The sequence below is a fragment of the uncultured Clostridium sp. genome (genome assembly GCF_934754915.1).
GTDB lineage: Bacteria > Bacillota > Clostridia > Clostridiales > Clostridiaceae > Clostridium.
Map to the genome: position 1 here is coordinate 38,488 of NZ_CAKVKB010000004.1, position 16,353 is coordinate 54,840.

Sequence of the window (16,353 nt, forward strand, 5' to 3'; positions counted from 1 at the left end):
CTTACTTTTTACTAAAACATATGTACCTATCAAGTATTAATTTTCTAAATTATTCTACTTGTATCTTTAAAAAAAGAGAACACAAAGTGTTCTCTCCTAAAGGTTAAAACTATTTGCCCATTTGAGCAGCAACTTCTGCAGCAAAGTCTACCTTTTCAACTTCGATTCCTTCTCCTCTTTCGTATCTTACGAATCTAGTTACAGTTATTGGAGAACCAACCTCTTTAGATTTTTCAGCTAAATACTTAGCTATTGTCTTATCACTATCTTTAACCCATAATTGGTCTAATAAGCAAACTTCTTTATAATATTTCTTAATTCTACCTTCAACCATTTTTTCAACGATATTTTCTGGTTTACCTTCATTTAAAGCTTGAACTCTGTATATTTCTTTTTCTTTTTCTATAGAAGCAGCATCTACATCATTTTCACTTAAGAATAATGGGTTTGCAGCTGCGATTTGCATACATACTTCTTTAGCAACTTCATCAAGAACATCGCTTGCAGTATCACATGCAACTTCAACTAAAACTCCAATTCTTCCGCCACCATGGATGTAGCTCTTAACAACTCCATTTTCAACAGCAAATGTAGTGAATCTTCTTACAGTCATGTTTTCACCTAATTTAGCTATTAATGCTTTTAAAGCGTCAGAAACTGTAGTTTCACCATCAAATTTTTCATTTAATAAAGCTTCAACATTTTCAGCTCCAGTTTCAACAGCCATTTCTGCTAATCTGTCAGCAAAAGCAACAAATTCTTCATTTGCAGCAACGAAGTCAGTTTCACAGTTGAATTCAACAACTGAACCTTTTTTCTTATCAGCAGAGATGAAAGTCTTAACAATACCTTCAGCTGCAACTCTTCCTGATTTTTTAGCTGCATCTGCAAGTCCTTTTTCTCTTAAGAATTCGATAGCCTTTTCTATATTTCCTTCAGTTTGTACTAGAGCTTTTTTACAATCCATCATTTTAGCTCCAGTCATTTCTCTTAGTTCTTTAACTAATTGTGCACTTATATTTGCCATTATTAAATCCTCCTTAAATCATAAAAAGTAATCCTTACCATTTTGGTAATTTAGGAAAAGGGTAACTGAATTACACTCCACTCACCCTTTTATATCTAAATTATTCAGCTAATTGTTCACCTTGTCTTCCTTCGATAATAGCATCAGCCATTTTAGCAGTTATTAATTTAACAGCTCTTATAGCATCATCATTACCTGGAATTACATAATCAACTTCTTCTGGATCACAGTTTGTATCTACGATAGCAACTACTGGAATTCCTAAAATCTTAGCTTCTGATATAGCATTCTTTTCTTTTCTTGGATCAACTACAAACATAGCCCCAACATTTGAGGCATCTAAGTTTCTGATACCACCAAGATTTTTTTGTAACTTTTCTAATTCACCTTTTAATTTTATAACTTCTTTCTTAGGTAAAACATCAAAAGTTCCATCTTCTTGCATTGTTTCAATATCTTCTAACTTTTTGATTCTGCTCTTTATAGTTGTGAAGTTTGTTAACATACCACCTAACCATCTGTTGTTTACAAAGTGCATGTTACTTCTGATAGCTTCTTCTTCAATAGCTTCTTGAGCTTGTTTTTTAGTTCCTACAAATAATATATCCTTACCTTCAGCAGCAACTTCTTTTATGAAGTTGTAAGCTTCTTCAGCTTTCTTTACTGTTTTTTGTAAGTCAATTATATATATTCCATTTCTTTCTGTGAATATATAAGGAGCCATTTTAGGGTTCCATCTTCTTGTTTGGTGTCCAAAATGTACACCAGCTTCTAATAATTGTTTCATTGATATTACTGACATTTTCTTACCTCCTGGTTTTTACCTCCATTATTGTTTTCCTATAAAGATACCCTTAATATAAGGCACCGTCTTTACAAACGCAATAATGTGTGTATTTTTTTGTTACCTTAGATAGTATATCACAAGGTATATTTCCTATCAACAAAAATTTTTTATTTTCTTTATTTTTTTTATAACCTCAGCATTTTAGACATAAATGTTAATTATAAATAGGCCTTAAAAATTAAATAATATAAAATCACTATTCATATTCTTATAATATTTTAAGATTAATTATATCCAAAATTTTTAAATATCATATTTATGTTTGATTGAAATTCCATGAAACATTAATCATATAATGTTTGTTTTTATTATATACATTTATAATTCTATAAATTATCATATAATCCAGATATCTATATTTATTTACAGTATACTATATCTTTATTTGTATTTGATATTTATATCAATTTAAAAAATTCAATTAATACTTACCACATTTACCACTTTTCTAATTGTGTTACACTTACTTAATATAAAGAATGCAGGATAGACTATATTATATCCTGCATTCTTTATATTATACATTTATTATTTTATTTTTCTTAATTCTTCAACCAACTTTTCATTTAATATTCTTATATAAGTTCCCTTCATGCCAAGAGATCTTGATTCAATAACTCCTGCACTTTCAAATTTTCTTAAAGCATTTACTATAACACTTCTTGTTATCCCAACCTTATCAGCTATTTTTGAAGCAACTAAAAGACCTTCGTTTCCATTAAGTTCATCAAAAATATGTTCAACAGCTTCTAATTCTGAATAAGATAATGTTCCAATTGCAAGCTGAACAACTGCTTTCTTTCTTGTTTCCTCTGCAATTTCATCCTGCATTGCTCTAAGCATTTCCATTCCAACAATTGTAGCACTGTATTCCACAAGGACTAAATCATCATCTGTAAAACTATGTCCAAATCTAGCCAGTATAAGAGTTCCTAATCTTTCACGGCTTCCCATTATAGGAACAATAGTAGATAATTTATCTACCTTTTTACACTTTCCAATTTCCTCAAATACACAACGTCCTTCATTAGGAACATTAGCAATAGTATCATTAGTGTTAAGTAAAGTTTTATTATAATCTTCAGGAAATCTCTTATCCTCTATTACTTTCTTTTTCATAGCTTCACATTCAAAATCATGTCCAAAAGCGTAACCCAAAACTTTTCCCTTTTGACTTATAACATAAGCATTGCACTCCAACACATCGCTTAACAGTCTACATATATCTTCAAATGCAACAGGATCTTTGCCTGACTTCTGCAAAATCTTGTTGAGCATTCTAGTTTTATTCAATAGTGATGACATATTTATCCTCCTCAGATTTTTATATAAACACATATTACACATTTTAATATAATTGTTTGAAAATTCTTAATTTATTGAATTTTTTTACAACTTAATATTGATTTTAGTTTAACATATACATTTGCCGTTTTCAACAGTATTTTTATACAATTCGACAAAATATAATAACAAAAGGAATGCCATCACATATTGTTAAATTACTCTTCTTCCTTCTTTTCTTCCTTAACTGGCTCTTTATAATCACATTCAGTATTAGAGCATTGTATATAATTCCCTTTTGTTTTTGAATATTTTAAAACCATATATGAATTGCACTTAGGACATTTTTCTTTAACAGGTTCATTCCAGCTTACAAAATCACATTCTGGATATCCAGAACATCCAAAAAATCTTTTTCCTTTTTTACTTTTTCTTGCAACAATAGGTTTGCCACATTTAGGACATGGTACATCTAACTTTTCAATTATCTGTTTTGCATTTTTACATTCTGGGTATCCAGGACATGCTAAAAACTCTCCATATCGTCCTCTTTTTATAACCATCATACGTCCACATTTTTCGCATTTTACATCACTTACTTTATCTTCAATAACAACCTTTGAAATTTCTCTTTCTGCTTTATCAATTGCTTCTTGAAGCGGTGTAAAGAATCCAGATACAATCTCTCTCCAATTTTCATTTCCCATTTCAACATCATCTAGTTTTCTTTCCATATCCGCAGTAAAATCCGTATCAACTATCTGTTTAAAATATTCACACATTATATTATTTACGATTTCACCAAGTTCTGTTGGAATCAATGTTTTTTTCTCACGCACAATATAAGCTCTTCCAAGCAGAGTAGTTATAGTTGGAACATAAGTACTTGGTCTTCCTATTCCCTTTTCTTCTAAAAGTTTTACAAATGAAGCTTCTGAATATCTTGGTGCTGGTTGTGTAAAATGTTGACTTCCTTCAAGACTTGCTGTTTTAAGTTCTTCATTTTCTTCTAACGCTGGAAGATTTACTGAATTTTCGTCATCTTCATTGGTATATTCATAAATTTTCATAAATCCATCAAAATCAACAATTGAACCAGAAGCTTTAAATTTGTAATCTCCATTTAAAATTTCAATTGAATTTGTATTCAAAATACATGAAGCCATCTGACTCGCAATAAATCTTTTCCATATTAATGAATATAATTTATATTGTTCTGAAGTTAAATTTTCTTTTGCAACTTCTGGTGTAATATCCATATATGTCGGTCTTATAGCTTCATGAGCATCCTGAATATTTTTTTTACTCTTATATACTCTTACATTTTCAGGAAGATATTGTTTTCCATAACTTTCTTCAATAAATCCTTTAGCCTTCTCTTGAGCTTCTTCTGATATTCTTACAGAATCGGTTCTCATATATGTTATTAAACCTATAGTTCCATGTCCTTTAATTTCAACACCTTCATATAAAACCTGAGCAATAGACATTGTTCTTTTAGTGTTAAAATTTAACTTTCTATTAGCATCCTGCTGAAGAGTACTAGTTGTAAATGGTGGAAGCGGATTCCTTACCTTCTTTCCTTTTTTTATACTTTTAACTATAAACGCTCCATTATTAAGTTCTTCTATAACTTTATTACATTCATCTTCACTTGTAAGTTCTATTTTTTTATTTTTATATGTTGAAAGTCTTATAGGAAATTTCTTTCTTTCCTTTTTTAATACACAGTCAATGGACCAATATTCTTTAGGAATAAAATCTTTTATTTCTTTTTCTCTATCGCATATCAGCTTTAATGCTGCAGATTGAACTCTACCTGCACTAAGCCCCCATTTAACGTTCTTCCATAATATAGGACTTATCTCATAACCAACTAATCTGTCTAATACTCTTCTAGCCTGTTGCGCATCTACAAGATTAATATTTATCTTTCTAGCTTCTTTTATAGATGCTTTTACAGCTGTTTTTGTTACTTCATTAAAGACTATTCTGCATGTTTCATCTTCTGATATTTTTAAAATATTAGCAAGATGCCATGATATAGCTTCTCCCTCACGGTCAGGGTCTGTTGCCAAATATACTTTATCTGCCTTTTTAGCAGCTTTTCTCAATTTATCTATTAATTCACCTTTTCCTCTTATTGTAATATATTTAGGTTCATAATTATTTTCTACATCTACACCTAATTTACTTTTTGGCAAATCTCTAACATGCCCCATTGATGCTTCTACAATATAATTTTTTCCAAGATATTTGCCAATTGTTTTTGCTTTTGCTGGCGACTCTACAATTACAAGTTTTTGACCCATAGTATAACTTCATAAAATACTTATGAAGTATTCACCCCCTATATTTTTCAAATTGTTTTTACATAGTAATTTCCGGGTAAACAAATAATTTCATCTTTAATTTGCATTTCGAATAATAATGCATATAAGGCACCTCTTTCAAAACCTGTTTTTTTAAAGATTTCATCAATATGTATAGGTACATTACTTATATACTTCAATATTTTCTTCTTTTCTGGTGATTTTATCATAGGTTTTATTTGTATATTATGATCTAATGATAATATCAACTGCAAATCTTCTATTCCTACACACACTGTTACTCCTTCTTTTTTCATAAATTCATTGGATCCTTCAGCACCATTATAGAATATCGATCCTGGAACCACTATAACTGGTTTTTTTTGTTTTAATGCAATTCTTGCAGTTATTAAAGATCCACTCTTTTTTGATGCTTCAGTTACTATTATTCCACTGCTAAGTCCACTTATTATTCTATTTCTCCTTGGAAAATTATATCTTAGTGGTGGAGTATTCAGTAAGAATTCAGAAATTACTACTCCCTTTTCTTCTATTTGTGAAAACAGCTTTTTATTTTCTGCAGGATAAGAAACATCGATTCCACATCCTAATACAGATATATTTATTCCGCCATTTTCTAATGCAGTTTTATGTGCAACAGAATCAACACCTCTTGCACCTCCGCTTATAAGCGTAATATTATTAGTAATAAGCTCCTTTGTCAAGACTTTTGTTGCAGATAAACCATAATTTGAGCATTTTCTTGCCCCTATAACTCCTATTGAATAATTATTAATCACTTGAATATTACCCTTAAAAAACAAAAAATATGGTGGGTCTAAAATTCTGCGGAAAGTCTCTTTATACAAGGAATCTGCATATGTTATAAACCCTATCCCATTTTTATATAATTTTTCTTCATTTTTACAAACTTCATCCCACAAAAAATTTTTTTCAATTTTTTTTAAATTTTTACTCTTAATCTTTTCATGTGACTGTATATATTCAAAATCATTATATACATTTTCTGCACTGCCATATCTATCTATAAGATTTATTTTAAGACTTGATTCAATATCTAAAAGAGCTAACCATAGATCATAATTCATAAATTTCTCTCCTATATAACTTCTCCATTAATATTTTTTCTATAACTAAAAGCTTCTAATAAATTTTCTTCAATAATATCCTTATTACCTTCAAGGTCTGCAATAGTCCTTGCCAGTTTAAGTACTTTTCCATATCCTCTTAAAGATACGTTCGATTTTTTGTAATAGTATTCAAGTATTTTCTTACACTGCTTATTTACTCTACATAATTGGAAAATATCCTTTCCTTGAATGTCAGAATTATATTTATACTCAGTCCCTTTTAATCTTTTTTCTTGCATAATTCTAGCTTTTATCACATTTTCCCTCATAATTTTAGAGTTATACGAATCATACTTTCCACTTATTTCTTCATACTTTATTCTTGGTACATACTGAAGAATATCTATTCTGTCCAGCAATGCACTAGAAAATTTCTTTATGTATTTGTCTGTATAAGCATTTAATTCATAAAAATCATCTTCATATGTATTTATATCTCTTCTTTCTACAGGATTAAAAGCCGCTACAAGCAAGAAATCTGCTGGCATAGTATAACTTCCACACAGTCTTGTTATGTTCACATTTTTCTGTTCTAGTGGTTCTCTTAAACATTCTAGAACCTCTTTCTTAAACTCTAAAATTTCATCTAAAAATAAAACACCATTATGAGCAAGAGTAATTTCTCCAGGTTTTACCTCTTTTCCTCCTCCTATTAAAGACGCCTTTGTACTTGTATGATGAGGCGCTCTAAAAGGTCTCTTAAGCAATGATTTTTCTTTCATCAATCCACAAGTGCTATATATTTTAGCAACTTCAAGCAATTCTTCCTGTGTAAGTTTAGGAAGTATAGAAATCAGTGCTTTTGCAAGCATTGTTTTTCCACATCCAGGTTCTCCATAAAGCACAATATTATGCTTCCCTGCTGCTGCAATTTCCATTGCCCTTTTAGATGAATATTGACCAATTATTTCTCCAAAATCAAAAAGAATATCTTGTTCATTATCTTTGCTCTCATTTTCATTCCATTCATATGGCATAACATCTTTATATGTAAGAAATGAAATAACTTCTTTTAAATTTTTAAATGGATAGTAGTCTTCTCCTTTAATATAAAAACTTTCTTCAAGATTTTTATATGGAAATATAAATTTATGTTTGTTTCTACTGTTCCCTTCTATTATTATAGGAATGCTTCCTTTTACTGATTTAAGCTCACCTAGAAGAGACAATTCACCAAATATCACATACTCCTCAATATTACAGGTTTTTATTTGTTCTGATTCCATAAGAATTCCTAATGCTATAGGAAGATCCAATAAGGAACCTATCTTCCTTACATCTGCTGGAGCTAAATTTATTGTTATTCTTCCAAGAGGAAATTCATATCCACAGTTAACAATTGCTGCACGCACCCTCTCTTTTGCTTCCTTTACTGATGCATCAGGAAGACCAACTATAGAAAACTGCGGAAGGCCCTTGCATATATCAACTTCAACATTTATAAGAATTCCTTCAAGATTATTATACGTTGCACTTATTATTTTTACTGCCATTTACATCACCCTTAAGAATTATAGACATAGATTTTAATATTAATTCAAATAACTAAAAATGATTATTAAAACTTTTTCTTGTTAATAATTCTATTTGTAATACCCACAAGATAATGTTTATACATAGAACCTTTACATAATTTTCACCGCCAATTAAAGTCTATATACATTTATTCATATTGACAAAGAAAGGATTAGAATCGTGAAAAAATTTAATAAAATTGTTGGAAATTTTTCAGAAAAGCTTGCTGCAGAATTTTTGATTCAAAAGGGATACAGTATATTAGAGCTCAATTTTAGAAATCGTCTTGGTGAAATAGATATAATCTGTTTAAAAGAAAATATTTTAGTCATAGTTGAAGTGAAAGGACGATATAATTTAAATTATGGATATCCTCAAGAATCTGTAAACTATAAAAAACAAAATTCTATAATAAAAACTGCCTATTGCTATATTTCATATAAAAAATTCTTTAATATAAATATTAGATTTGATGTAATTGAAATTTTACTTAATACTAATAATTCTTTATACAAAATCAATCATATTAAAGATGCTTTTAGATTATATTATTAATATAAAATATAAGTTTTTTCTATACTTATAATAAAGCTAAAAATAGGATAGCGACTCACAAAAATCACTATCCTTCTATAACCTTAATTATTATTTAGTAAATTTTTAAGAAAACTATTTCTATGTATATCACATTTTCCATATTTTCTAATAGCATTCATATGTTTTGCAGTTCCATATCCAGCATTATTTTCAAAATCATAATGAGTATATTTTTTAGCATATTCTTTCATAAGATTATCCCTATATACTTTTGCCACTATAGATGCAGCAGCAATACACGCACTTTTAGTATCACCTTTTACAACTGACTTATTTTCTATTTCTATACCTTTTACAAGATATCCATCTGACAAAACAAGATCTGGTTTAATCTCAAGAGAATTGCAGCTTTCCAAAAATACTTTGTTATTAGCTACACCTATGCCAATCTCATCTATTTCATAGTTTGAACATTCTGCTATATGATAGCACAAGGCCTTTTCCTTTATTATTTGTGCTAACTCTTCTCTTTTGCTTTCTCTTAACTTTTTCGAATCATTAATATATAATATAAGTTCATCATCTAATACGTCTAAATCAAGCATTATACTGCAGGCCACTATAGGACCAGCAAGAGGGCCTCGGCCCACTTCATCTACACCTGCAATATATTTGTAATTCCCAAAAGATTTGTCAAAATCATACATTTTTCTCACTCTTTTAACTTCTTTCAGATATGCTTCTATTTCTTTTCTTAATTTGACACTTAAAGACAATACATTTTTACGTTTATCTTTTTCAAGCCAGTTAATTATTTTTTCTGAATTATTATTTTTATATTCATTAATTATTGAAATTTTTGAAATCTCTTCTTTGATTTGTGCAAATGATAAAGATTTTATATCTTCATTAATTATTGTCATTTTAGGCTTCACTTTCATTTTCTGTAGGACGTTCTAAAGATAGTTTTCCAATTTTTCCACCTCTAAATTCATCCAGCAGAATAACAGCTATTCTGTTATAATCAATCTGACCACCAGAAATAAGAGTTCCTCTCTTTTTACCAATTGCATCTAATGTGTCCAAAGGATTTTCAAAAATTTCCTGAAGCTTATATCTTTCCTTTAATTGAGTTTCATAGCTGCTCTGTAATCTTTCAACAAGTTTTAATGCTAATTCTTCTATATCCATTATTTCATCTTTTATAGCTCCTGTAAATGCTAGATTTAAAGCAGTCGTATCATCTTCAAATTTAGGCCATAATACCCCTGGAGTGTCTAAAAGTTCAATTCCAATTGAAGTTTTAATCCATTGTTTGCTTTTTGTAACACCTGGTCTGTCACCAGTTTTAGCAATATTGTTTCTTGCCATTTTATTTATAAATGTAGATTTACCTACATTAGGTATTCCTACAACCATTACTCTTGTTATGATTTTTGCCATGCCTTTTGCCTTTAATCTGTCATGTTTTTCTTTCAAGAGATTCATCAATGCCGGTTTTATTGCTTTTAATCCATCCCCCTTAAGGCAATTTACTTCAAGAACCTTTACATTATCAGTAGTAAGATAATCTATCCATTCTTTTGTGATTTTGCTGTCTGTAAGATCACTTTTATTTAAAAGTATAATTCTTGGTTTGCCTTCTAATAATCTATCAATATCAGGGTTTGCTGAACTTCTAGGTATTCTGGCATCTCTTATTTCGATAACAGCATCAACCAATTTTAAGTTTTCCTTAATCTCCCTCTGAGTTTTTCTCATATGCCCAGGAAACCAGTTTATAGCCATTTTAATTCCTCCTTTATTAATTTTAATACAAACATAATATATATGTTGCAATATTAAATTTAAAATTCATTCAATACATTAAAAAAATATTGCAGCGATTTCATTCTTCACTAACAATTATTCATTATCAATTGCAATATGTTATAAATTTATTTCCTTATATTATAAAAACAATATACATTTCATAATATATATTTTAAAAATTATTTCCTATATAATCTGGATTTAATGTTCTATTATGTCCTGTCATTGTTTGTGTATTATCTATAAAACATAAACTTTAATGTTCCAACCTGATACAAAATCTTTTAAATAATAAAAAAATCTGCCTTGCAGACCATGATTACTATTATTGAAAATTGTATTTTGTTATACAATAAAAAAAGGACTGAACCAGTCCCCTTTTTATATTATCTAGTTAATAATTCTTTAACTTTAGCAGCCTTACCAACTCTGTCTCTTAAGTAGTAAAGTTTAGCTCTTCTTACTTTACCTTTTCTTACTACTTCAATCTTATCGATGATTGGCGCATTTATTGGGAATGTTCTTTCAACACCAGTTCCGTAAGCAACTCTTCTTACTGTGAAAGTTTCTCTTAAACCACCATTTTGTTTTTTGATTACTGTTCCTTCGAACATTTGGATTCTTTCTTTGTTACCTTCTTGAATCTTTACATATACCTTTATAGTATCTCCAATTGCAAAAGCAGGTAAGTCAGTTCTGATTTGTTCAGCTTCAATAGCTTTTATTATTTCGTTCATTGTGCATTCCCTCCTTAACGATAATTTGACGTTCATAACACAGTTTTTCATGTAGACAGAGGAACGCCCGTACTAGCACAAAATTAATAATACCACAGATTTTTTTTTATTTCAACAAATAAATTATATATTTTTTACTTTTCATTAGCTTTTTTCAAAATCTTCAAGTCTTCCTTTGTCAGTTCTATTTTCTCATACATATCAGGTCTTCTTTCCTTTGTAATTTCAAGAGATTGAAGCCTTCTCCACTTTCTTATATTTTCGTGATGACCTGATAAAAGTATATCCGGAACCCTGTCTCCTTCAAATTCTTCAGGTCTTGTGTATTGAGGGTATTCTAAAAGACCATTATAAAATGATTCTTCCATAAAACTTTCTTCTTTTCCAAGAACACCTGGTATGAGTCTTAAAATAGAATCTATTACAGGAATAGCTGCCATTTCTCCACCTGTAAGAACAAAATCTCCAAGAGATATTTCCATATCAATATGCTTATATACTCTTTCATCTATTCCTTCATAATGGCCACACACAAATATAAGATTTTCTTCTTTTGACAACTCATTTGCCATTTCCTGATTAAAAGTCTTTCCTCTTGGTCCTAAAAAAATAACTTTACCATTATTATTTTCTTTGACATGTCTTATACTATCTACAAGAGGCTGTGGAGCCATAACCATTCCAGCTCCTCCTCCATAAGGGTAATCATCTACTTTTCTGTGCTTATTTAATGTAAAATCCCTTATATTAAAAACTTCCATATCAATGATTTTATTTTCACGCGCTCTTCCTATAATGCTATGTTCAAAAATTGAAAACATTTCTGGAAAAAGCGTTAAAATATTAATCTTCATCCTGCCACTCACCTACTGGTCTTATAAGTATTTTCTTTTCATCTATGTCAACATCCAGAACTATATCCCTAAGAACCGGAATCAAAAGTTCTTTAGGCTGTTTTATCCAATAAACATCATTATTACGAGTACTTATTACATCAAACACTTTTCCCAATTCCTTACCATTAGTATCATATACAGTACATAGCTTTAAATCTGATACGTAATATGTGTCTTCTGGAAGTTCAGGTTCCTCATCCCTAGGTATTTCAATATACTTCTGCTTATATGTTTCTGCATCATTCATTGTATCTACACCTTCAAGTTTAAGAATCACTCTGTCTTTCTGAAATTTAACGCCCAATATATTCATATTTACGCCGCCCACTAAAACTGTTTTTAAGCGTTTGAATTTATTTACATCTTCTGTTAAAGGATAAACTTTTACTTCTCCCTTAATTCCATGAGTATTTATTATCTGCCCTATTTTGAATAATTGTTTTTCCAATAAATTCACCTCTAATTTTCAATTAAACTTATACATAATAGCCTTTCAGCTTTTCTTAATAATAAACAGATTATCACTGTTTCTACAATATTATAGCAATATAGTTTAACAATTGACAAGGATTTATAAAGAACAAATCAACTGCATCATATTTGCTTATAATGTATAGCAATTTTAAATATTAAAATTTAACTATATATTTTCCAATTAACAACGTACAATAAACAATTGTTAATGAATATAGAATTTTTTCGAAATTCCTTTAATTTATTATATAGTTTTTGTCAAAACATATATTAATACAGCTGACAAGATTTATATTTTATTTTTTTATATTTTTACATATATTTAAAAAGAGCCAGGAATAAACCTGACTCTTACTTTAGATGATTTCTACTATAACGCGTTTATGTTGTTTAACTGCTGCTGCTTTTACTACTGTACGTATAGCTTTTGCAATTCTTCCTTGCTTGCCGATAACCTTACCCATATCTTCAGGAGCTACTTTTAATTCAAGTATAAGAGACTGCTCTCCATCCACTTCATTAACTGCAACTGCTTCAGGATTATCTACAAGAGATTTAGCTATATATTCAACTAATTCCTTCATAAACGTCTATAATCAGAATATACTGATTATAGAATTCACCTCCAAAAATTACTTAGTAAGACCTGCTTCAGTGAAAAGTCTCTTAACTACGTCTGTTGGTTGTGCACCGTTAGCTAACCATTTATTAACTTTTTCTTCGTTAACTTTGAATTCAACTGGTTCAGTTAATGGGTTGTAGTATCCAATTTCTTCGATGAACTTACCATCTCTTGGAGATCTTGAATCTGCAACAACTACTCTATAGAAAGGAGCTTTGTGAGCACCCATTCTTCTTAATCTGATTTTTACTGCCATTTTAATTTCACCTCCTTTTAAGGTTAATAATTTATTTTCAATCTAGAAAGGTAACCTGCCTCCGAAAAGTCCGCCGCCCTTCTTGCTAAATTGCTTTTGGAATGATTTCATCTGTTTCATCTGTTTTTTCATCATTTCATAACTTTTCATAAGTTTATTTACTTCCTGTACAGATGTACCAGAACCTTTTGCTATTCTAATTTTTCTTGAATTAGATTTTGCAATCAATGCTGGATTTTGTCTTTCTTTAACTGTCATCGACTGAATAATCGCTTTAGTCATATTCATTGCAGTTTCGCCTTTTTCTAAATCCACGCCTTGAAGTTCCTTAGAATTCATACCTGGAATCATCTCTAATATTTTATTAAGAGGTCCAAGCTTCTTCATCTGATCCATAGCCATTAGATAATCTTCAAAGTTAAATTCCTGATTTAACATTCTTTTACCTAAATCTGCTGCTTCTTTTTCATCAATTGCTTCCTGAGCTTTTTCTATAAGTGATAATACATCACCCATGCCAAGAATTCTTGATGCCATTCTGTCTGGATGGAACACCTCAAAATCATTCATTTTTTCACCAAGACCAACATATTTAATCGGCTTGTTTATTATGCTCTTTATTGAAAGAGCCGCTCCACCTCTTGTATCACCATCAAGTTTTGTTAAAATAACTCCTGTAAGATCAAGATCATTATTAAAAGTTTCTGCAACATTAACTGCATCCTGACCTGTCATAGAATCTACTACCAAAAGTATTTCTGATGGTTTTACATTTTCTTTTATATCTTTTAATTCCTGCATTAAATCTTCATCTATGTGAAGTCTACCTGCAGTATCTATGATAACAATGTTATTTCCATTATCCTTTGCATGAGCTATACCAGCTTTAGCAATTTCAACAGGACTCACTTTATCTCCCATTGAGAATACTGGAATTTCAATTTGTTTACCTACAACCTCTAACTGTTTTATAGCCGCTGGTCTATAAACATCACAGGCTACAAGTAAAGGTTTCTTGTTTTCTTTCCTAAGGTTTAATGCAAGTTTTCCACACATTGTAGTTTTACCAGCACCTTGAAGACCAACAAGCATTAATACTGTAGGACCACTGCTGTTGTAGCTAAGTTTGCTTTCACTTCCACCCATAAGATTAGTAAGTTCTTCATTAACTATTTTTATAACCTGTTGTCCTGGTGTCAGACTTTCCAGTACTTCACTTCCAACACATTTGGAACTGACATTTGAAACAAAAGTCTTAACAACTTTATAGTTAACATCTGCTTCTAATAATGCAAGCTTTACTTCTCTCATGGCTTCTTTTATATCTTTTTCAGTCAGCTTTCCTTTACCTTTAAGTTTTCTGAAAGTCTCCTGCAATTTTTCTCCTAAACCTTCAAAAGCCATGTTTACCTCCTCCTATAAATTTTCTAGTTTTTCTTTATATTTTATAATATCCTCATCATCAATGGAATATTTATTTTTCAAGATTTCTAAAAAATTTATAATTTCATGTTCTCTGTTTATACTCTTTTGAAGTAAGTTCAGCTTACTTTCATAGGATAGAAGTTGTTTGTAACATCTTTTGATTAAATCGTGAATAGCCTGACGACTTGTTTTGTTTACTTCAGCAATTTCAGCTAAAGATAAATCATCATTATAATACCATTCCATTATATCTCTCTGTTTATCTGTTAATAATGAACCATAATAATCCATCAATAACGAAACTTCAACTCTATCTACCATCTAATCACCTTACCCACAAAAGAGATTCTAACAGGATTTTATATAGGTGTCAAGTATTTTTACTTAACACTTACAAATATTTTTTATTTTTTAATATTTTTCGCTTTTTAGTATACTTTTATTTTGTAAACCTCTATTTATATTAATAATTTTTTAATTACAATTCACAAAAAAACATAATGTTCTTCACACAAAAATATTAATTATATAAGTGCTTCTGCAAATGCTTCTGCATCAAATTCCTGAAGGTCATCAACACCTTCACCAACTCCAATATATCTTACTGGAATATTAAGACTCTGTTTTATTGATATAACAACTCCTCCTTTAGCAGTTCCATCAAGTTTAGTCAATATTATTCCATCAATAGGACATACCTCCATAAACTGTTTTGCTTGAATAACTGCATTTTGTCCTGTTGTTGCATCCAGAACCAATAAAGTTTCTTTTTTATAACTTCCAAGTTCTCTGTCTATTATTCTGTTTATCTTTTCAAGTTCATTCATAAGATTTTTCTTATTATGAAGTCTTCCTGCAGTATCACAAATAAGAAGATCTACATTTCTTGCCTTTGTAGCTTCTATTGCATCAAACACAACTGCTGCAGGATCTGATCCTTCCTGATGCTTTACTATATCAACATCAGCTCTCTTACTCCATACTTCAAGCTGATCTATGGCTGCTGCTCTGAATGTATCTGCTGCTGCAAGAAGAACCTTCTTACCATCTGCTTTATTTTTAGCGGCTATTTTTCCTATAGATGTAGTCTTACCAACTCCATTAACTCCAATAACAAGCATAACTTTTTTTTCATATTCATCATCTTCATAAGAACCTTCTAACAATATATCTCTTATAACTTCCTTCAATGCAGGTTTAACCTCTTTAGGATCATTAATCTTTTCTTTACGTATTTTATTTCTAAGTCTTTCAATAATGTCTATTGTAGTATCCATTCCAACATCTGAAGTAATAAGAATTTCTTCCAATTCTTCATAAAGATCTTCATCAATTGTAATTGCAATCTTAAGAACTTCATTTATTTTATCTGTAAGTCCATCTCTTGTTTTTGTTAATCCTGTTTTTAATTTGTTAAATAAATTTCCAAACAATTTTTATTCCTCCAATAAACTGTAT

The 16,353-nt window shown here is 29.8% G+C and carries 17 protein-coding genes; 1 reads left to right on the top strand and 16 read right to left on the bottom strand.

The window, feature by feature from the left end:
* Positions 1–109 precede the first annotated feature (109 nt).
* From tsf to Q0F58_RS01510, 6 genes are all read right to left on the bottom strand, one after another.
* Complete coding sequence (gene tsf, locus Q0F58_RS01485) at positions 110–1,027, bottom strand: translation elongation factor Ts (protein ID WP_294371536.1); 918 nt, start codon at positions 1,025–1,027, stop codon at positions 110–112.
* 100 nt (positions 1,028–1,127) lie between these two features.
* A complete protein-coding gene (gene rpsB / locus Q0F58_RS01490; RefSeq protein WP_294371538.1) occupies positions 1,128–1,829 on the bottom strand; it encodes a 30S ribosomal protein S2 in 702 nt (233 codons plus the stop codon).
* A gap of 573 nt (positions 1,830–2,402) precedes the next feature.
* Complete coding sequence (gene codY / locus Q0F58_RS01495; protein WP_294371541.1) at positions 2,403–3,179, bottom strand: GTP-sensing pleiotropic transcriptional regulator CodY; 777 nt, start codon at positions 3,177–3,179, stop codon at positions 2,403–2,405.
* 197 nt (positions 3,180–3,376) lie between these two features.
* Entirely contained in the window at positions 3,377–5,470 is a 2,094-nt protein-coding gene (gene topA, locus Q0F58_RS01500; RefSeq protein WP_294371544.1) for a type I DNA topoisomerase, read from the bottom strand.
* A gap of 47 nt (positions 5,471–5,517) precedes the next feature.
* Entirely contained in the window at positions 5,518–6,579 is a 1,062-nt protein-coding gene (gene dprA / locus Q0F58_RS01505; protein ID WP_294371546.1) for a DNA-processing protein DprA, read from the bottom strand.
* A gap of 11 nt (positions 6,580–6,590) precedes the next feature.
* Positions 6,591–8,114: a YifB family Mg chelatase-like AAA ATPase gene (locus Q0F58_RS01510; protein ID WP_294371548.1), complete on the bottom strand. Its 1,524-nt coding sequence runs from the start codon at positions 8,112–8,114 to the stop codon at positions 6,591–6,593.
* A 202-nt stretch (positions 8,115–8,316) separates the two neighbouring features.
* On the opposite strand from Q0F58_RS01510, the gene Q0F58_RS01515 reads away from it, so the two are divergent.
* Positions 8,317–8,691: a YraN family protein gene (locus tag Q0F58_RS01515; protein ID WP_294371551.1), complete on the top strand. Its 375-nt coding sequence runs from the start codon at positions 8,317–8,319 to the stop codon at positions 8,689–8,691.
* 83 nt (positions 8,692–8,774) lie between these two features.
* Here the strand turns inward: Q0F58_RS01515 and Q0F58_RS01520 are convergent, their stop codons facing one another.
* The 10 genes from Q0F58_RS01520 to ftsY all read right to left on the bottom strand — a co-directional run bounded on the left by Q0F58_RS01520 (position 8,775) and on the right by ftsY (position 16,328).
* On the bottom strand, positions 8,775–9,596 hold the full coding sequence (locus Q0F58_RS01520; RefSeq protein ID WP_294371553.1) for a ribonuclease HII: 822 nt from the start codon (positions 9,594–9,596) through the stop codon (positions 8,775–8,777).
* Between the two features lies 1 nt (position 9,597).
* Positions 9,598–10,461: a ribosome biogenesis GTPase YlqF gene (gene ylqF / locus Q0F58_RS01525; RefSeq protein ID WP_294371555.1), complete on the bottom strand. Its 864-nt coding sequence runs from the start codon at positions 10,459–10,461 to the stop codon at positions 9,598–9,600.
* Positions 10,462–10,871: 410 nt separating this feature from the next.
* Positions 10,872–11,222, bottom strand: a complete 351-nt coding sequence (gene rplS / locus Q0F58_RS01530; protein WP_294371558.1) for a 50S ribosomal protein L19 — start codon at positions 11,220–11,222, stop codon at positions 10,872–10,874.
* Between the two features lie 134 nt (positions 11,223–11,356).
* Positions 11,357–12,076 (bottom strand): tRNA (guanosine(37)-N1)-methyltransferase TrmD, encoded by a 720-nt coding sequence (trmD, locus tag Q0F58_RS01535; RefSeq protein ID WP_294371561.1) that lies wholly within the window; start codon positions 12,074–12,076, stop codon positions 11,357–11,359.
* Positions 12,066–12,566: a ribosome maturation factor RimM gene (rimM, locus tag Q0F58_RS01540; RefSeq protein WP_294371562.1), complete on the bottom strand. Its 501-nt coding sequence runs from the start codon at positions 12,564–12,566 to the stop codon at positions 12,066–12,068. The genes trmD and rimM overlap by 11 nt, the downstream gene beginning before the upstream one ends.
* Before the next feature lie 382 nt (positions 12,567–12,948).
* On the bottom strand, positions 12,949–13,176 hold the full coding sequence (locus Q0F58_RS01545; RefSeq protein ID WP_294371564.1) for a KH domain-containing protein: 228 nt from the start codon (positions 13,174–13,176) through the stop codon (positions 12,949–12,951).
* Positions 13,177–13,224: 48 nt separating this feature from the next.
* Complete coding sequence (gene rpsP, locus Q0F58_RS01550; RefSeq protein ID WP_294371566.1) at positions 13,225–13,470, bottom strand: 30S ribosomal protein S16; 246 nt, start codon at positions 13,468–13,470, stop codon at positions 13,225–13,227.
* A 42-nt stretch (positions 13,471–13,512) separates the two neighbouring features.
* Positions 13,513–14,874, bottom strand: a complete 1,362-nt coding sequence (ffh, locus tag Q0F58_RS01555; RefSeq protein WP_294371569.1) for a signal recognition particle protein — start codon at positions 14,872–14,874, stop codon at positions 13,513–13,515.
* 12 nt (positions 14,875–14,886) lie between these two features.
* On the bottom strand, positions 14,887–15,216 hold the full coding sequence (locus Q0F58_RS01560; protein ID WP_294371572.1) for a putative DNA-binding protein: 330 nt from the start codon (positions 15,214–15,216) through the stop codon (positions 14,887–14,889).
* A 203-nt stretch (positions 15,217–15,419) separates the two neighbouring features.
* Positions 15,420–16,328 (bottom strand): signal recognition particle-docking protein FtsY, encoded by a 909-nt coding sequence (ftsY, locus tag Q0F58_RS01565; RefSeq protein WP_294371575.1) that lies wholly within the window; start codon positions 16,326–16,328, stop codon positions 15,420–15,422.
* Between the last annotated feature and the right edge of the window lie 25 nt (positions 16,329–16,353).

Excerpts from the sequence above, each read along its gene's own strand:
- codY (WP_294371541.1), bottom strand. The coding sequence starts at position 3,179 with ATGTCATCACTATTGAATAAAACTAGAATGCTCAACAAGATTTTGCAG.
- topA (WP_294371544.1), bottom strand. The coding sequence starts at position 5,470 with ATGGGTCAAAAACTTGTAATTGTAGAGTCGCCAGCAAAAGCAAAAACA.
- rplS (WP_294371558.1), bottom strand. The coding sequence starts at position 11,222 with ATGAACGAAATAATAAAAGCTATTGAAGCTGAACAAATCAGAACTGAC.
- Q0F58_RS01560 (WP_294371572.1), bottom strand. The coding sequence starts at position 15,216 with ATGGTAGATAGAGTTGAAGTTTCGTTATTGATGGATTATTATGGTTCA.
- rpsP (WP_294371566.1), bottom strand. The coding sequence starts at position 13,470 with ATGGCAGTAAAAATCAGATTAAGAAGAATGGGTGCTCACAAAGCTCCT.
- ylqF (WP_294371555.1), bottom strand. The coding sequence starts at position 10,461 with ATGGCTATAAACTGGTTTCCTGGGCATATGAGAAAAACTCAGAGGGAG.
- dprA (WP_294371546.1), bottom strand. The coding sequence starts at position 6,579 with ATGAATTATGATCTATGGTTAGCTCTTTTAGATATTGAATCAAGTCTT.
- Q0F58_RS01520 (WP_294371553.1), bottom strand. The coding sequence starts at position 9,596 with ATGACAATAATTAATGAAGATATAAAATCTTTATCATTTGCACAAATC.
- Q0F58_RS01510 (WP_294371548.1), bottom strand. The coding sequence starts at position 8,114 with ATGGCAGTAAAAATAATAAGTGCAACGTATAATAATCTTGAAGGAATT.
- ffh (WP_294371569.1), bottom strand. The coding sequence starts at position 14,874 with ATGGCTTTTGAAGGTTTAGGAGAAAAATTGCAGGAGACTTTCAGAAAA.
- rpsB (WP_294371538.1), bottom strand. The coding sequence starts at position 1,829 with ATGTCAGTAATATCAATGAAACAATTATTAGAAGCTGGTGTACATTTT.
- tsf (WP_294371536.1), bottom strand. The coding sequence starts at position 1,027 with ATGGCAAATATAAGTGCACAATTAGTTAAAGAACTAAGAGAAATGACT.
- Q0F58_RS01545 (WP_294371564.1), bottom strand. The coding sequence starts at position 13,176 with ATGAAGGAATTAGTTGAATATATAGCTAAATCTCTTGTAGATAATCCT.
- trmD (WP_294371561.1), bottom strand. The coding sequence starts at position 12,076 with ATGAAGATTAATATTTTAACGCTTTTTCCAGAAATGTTTTCAATTTTT.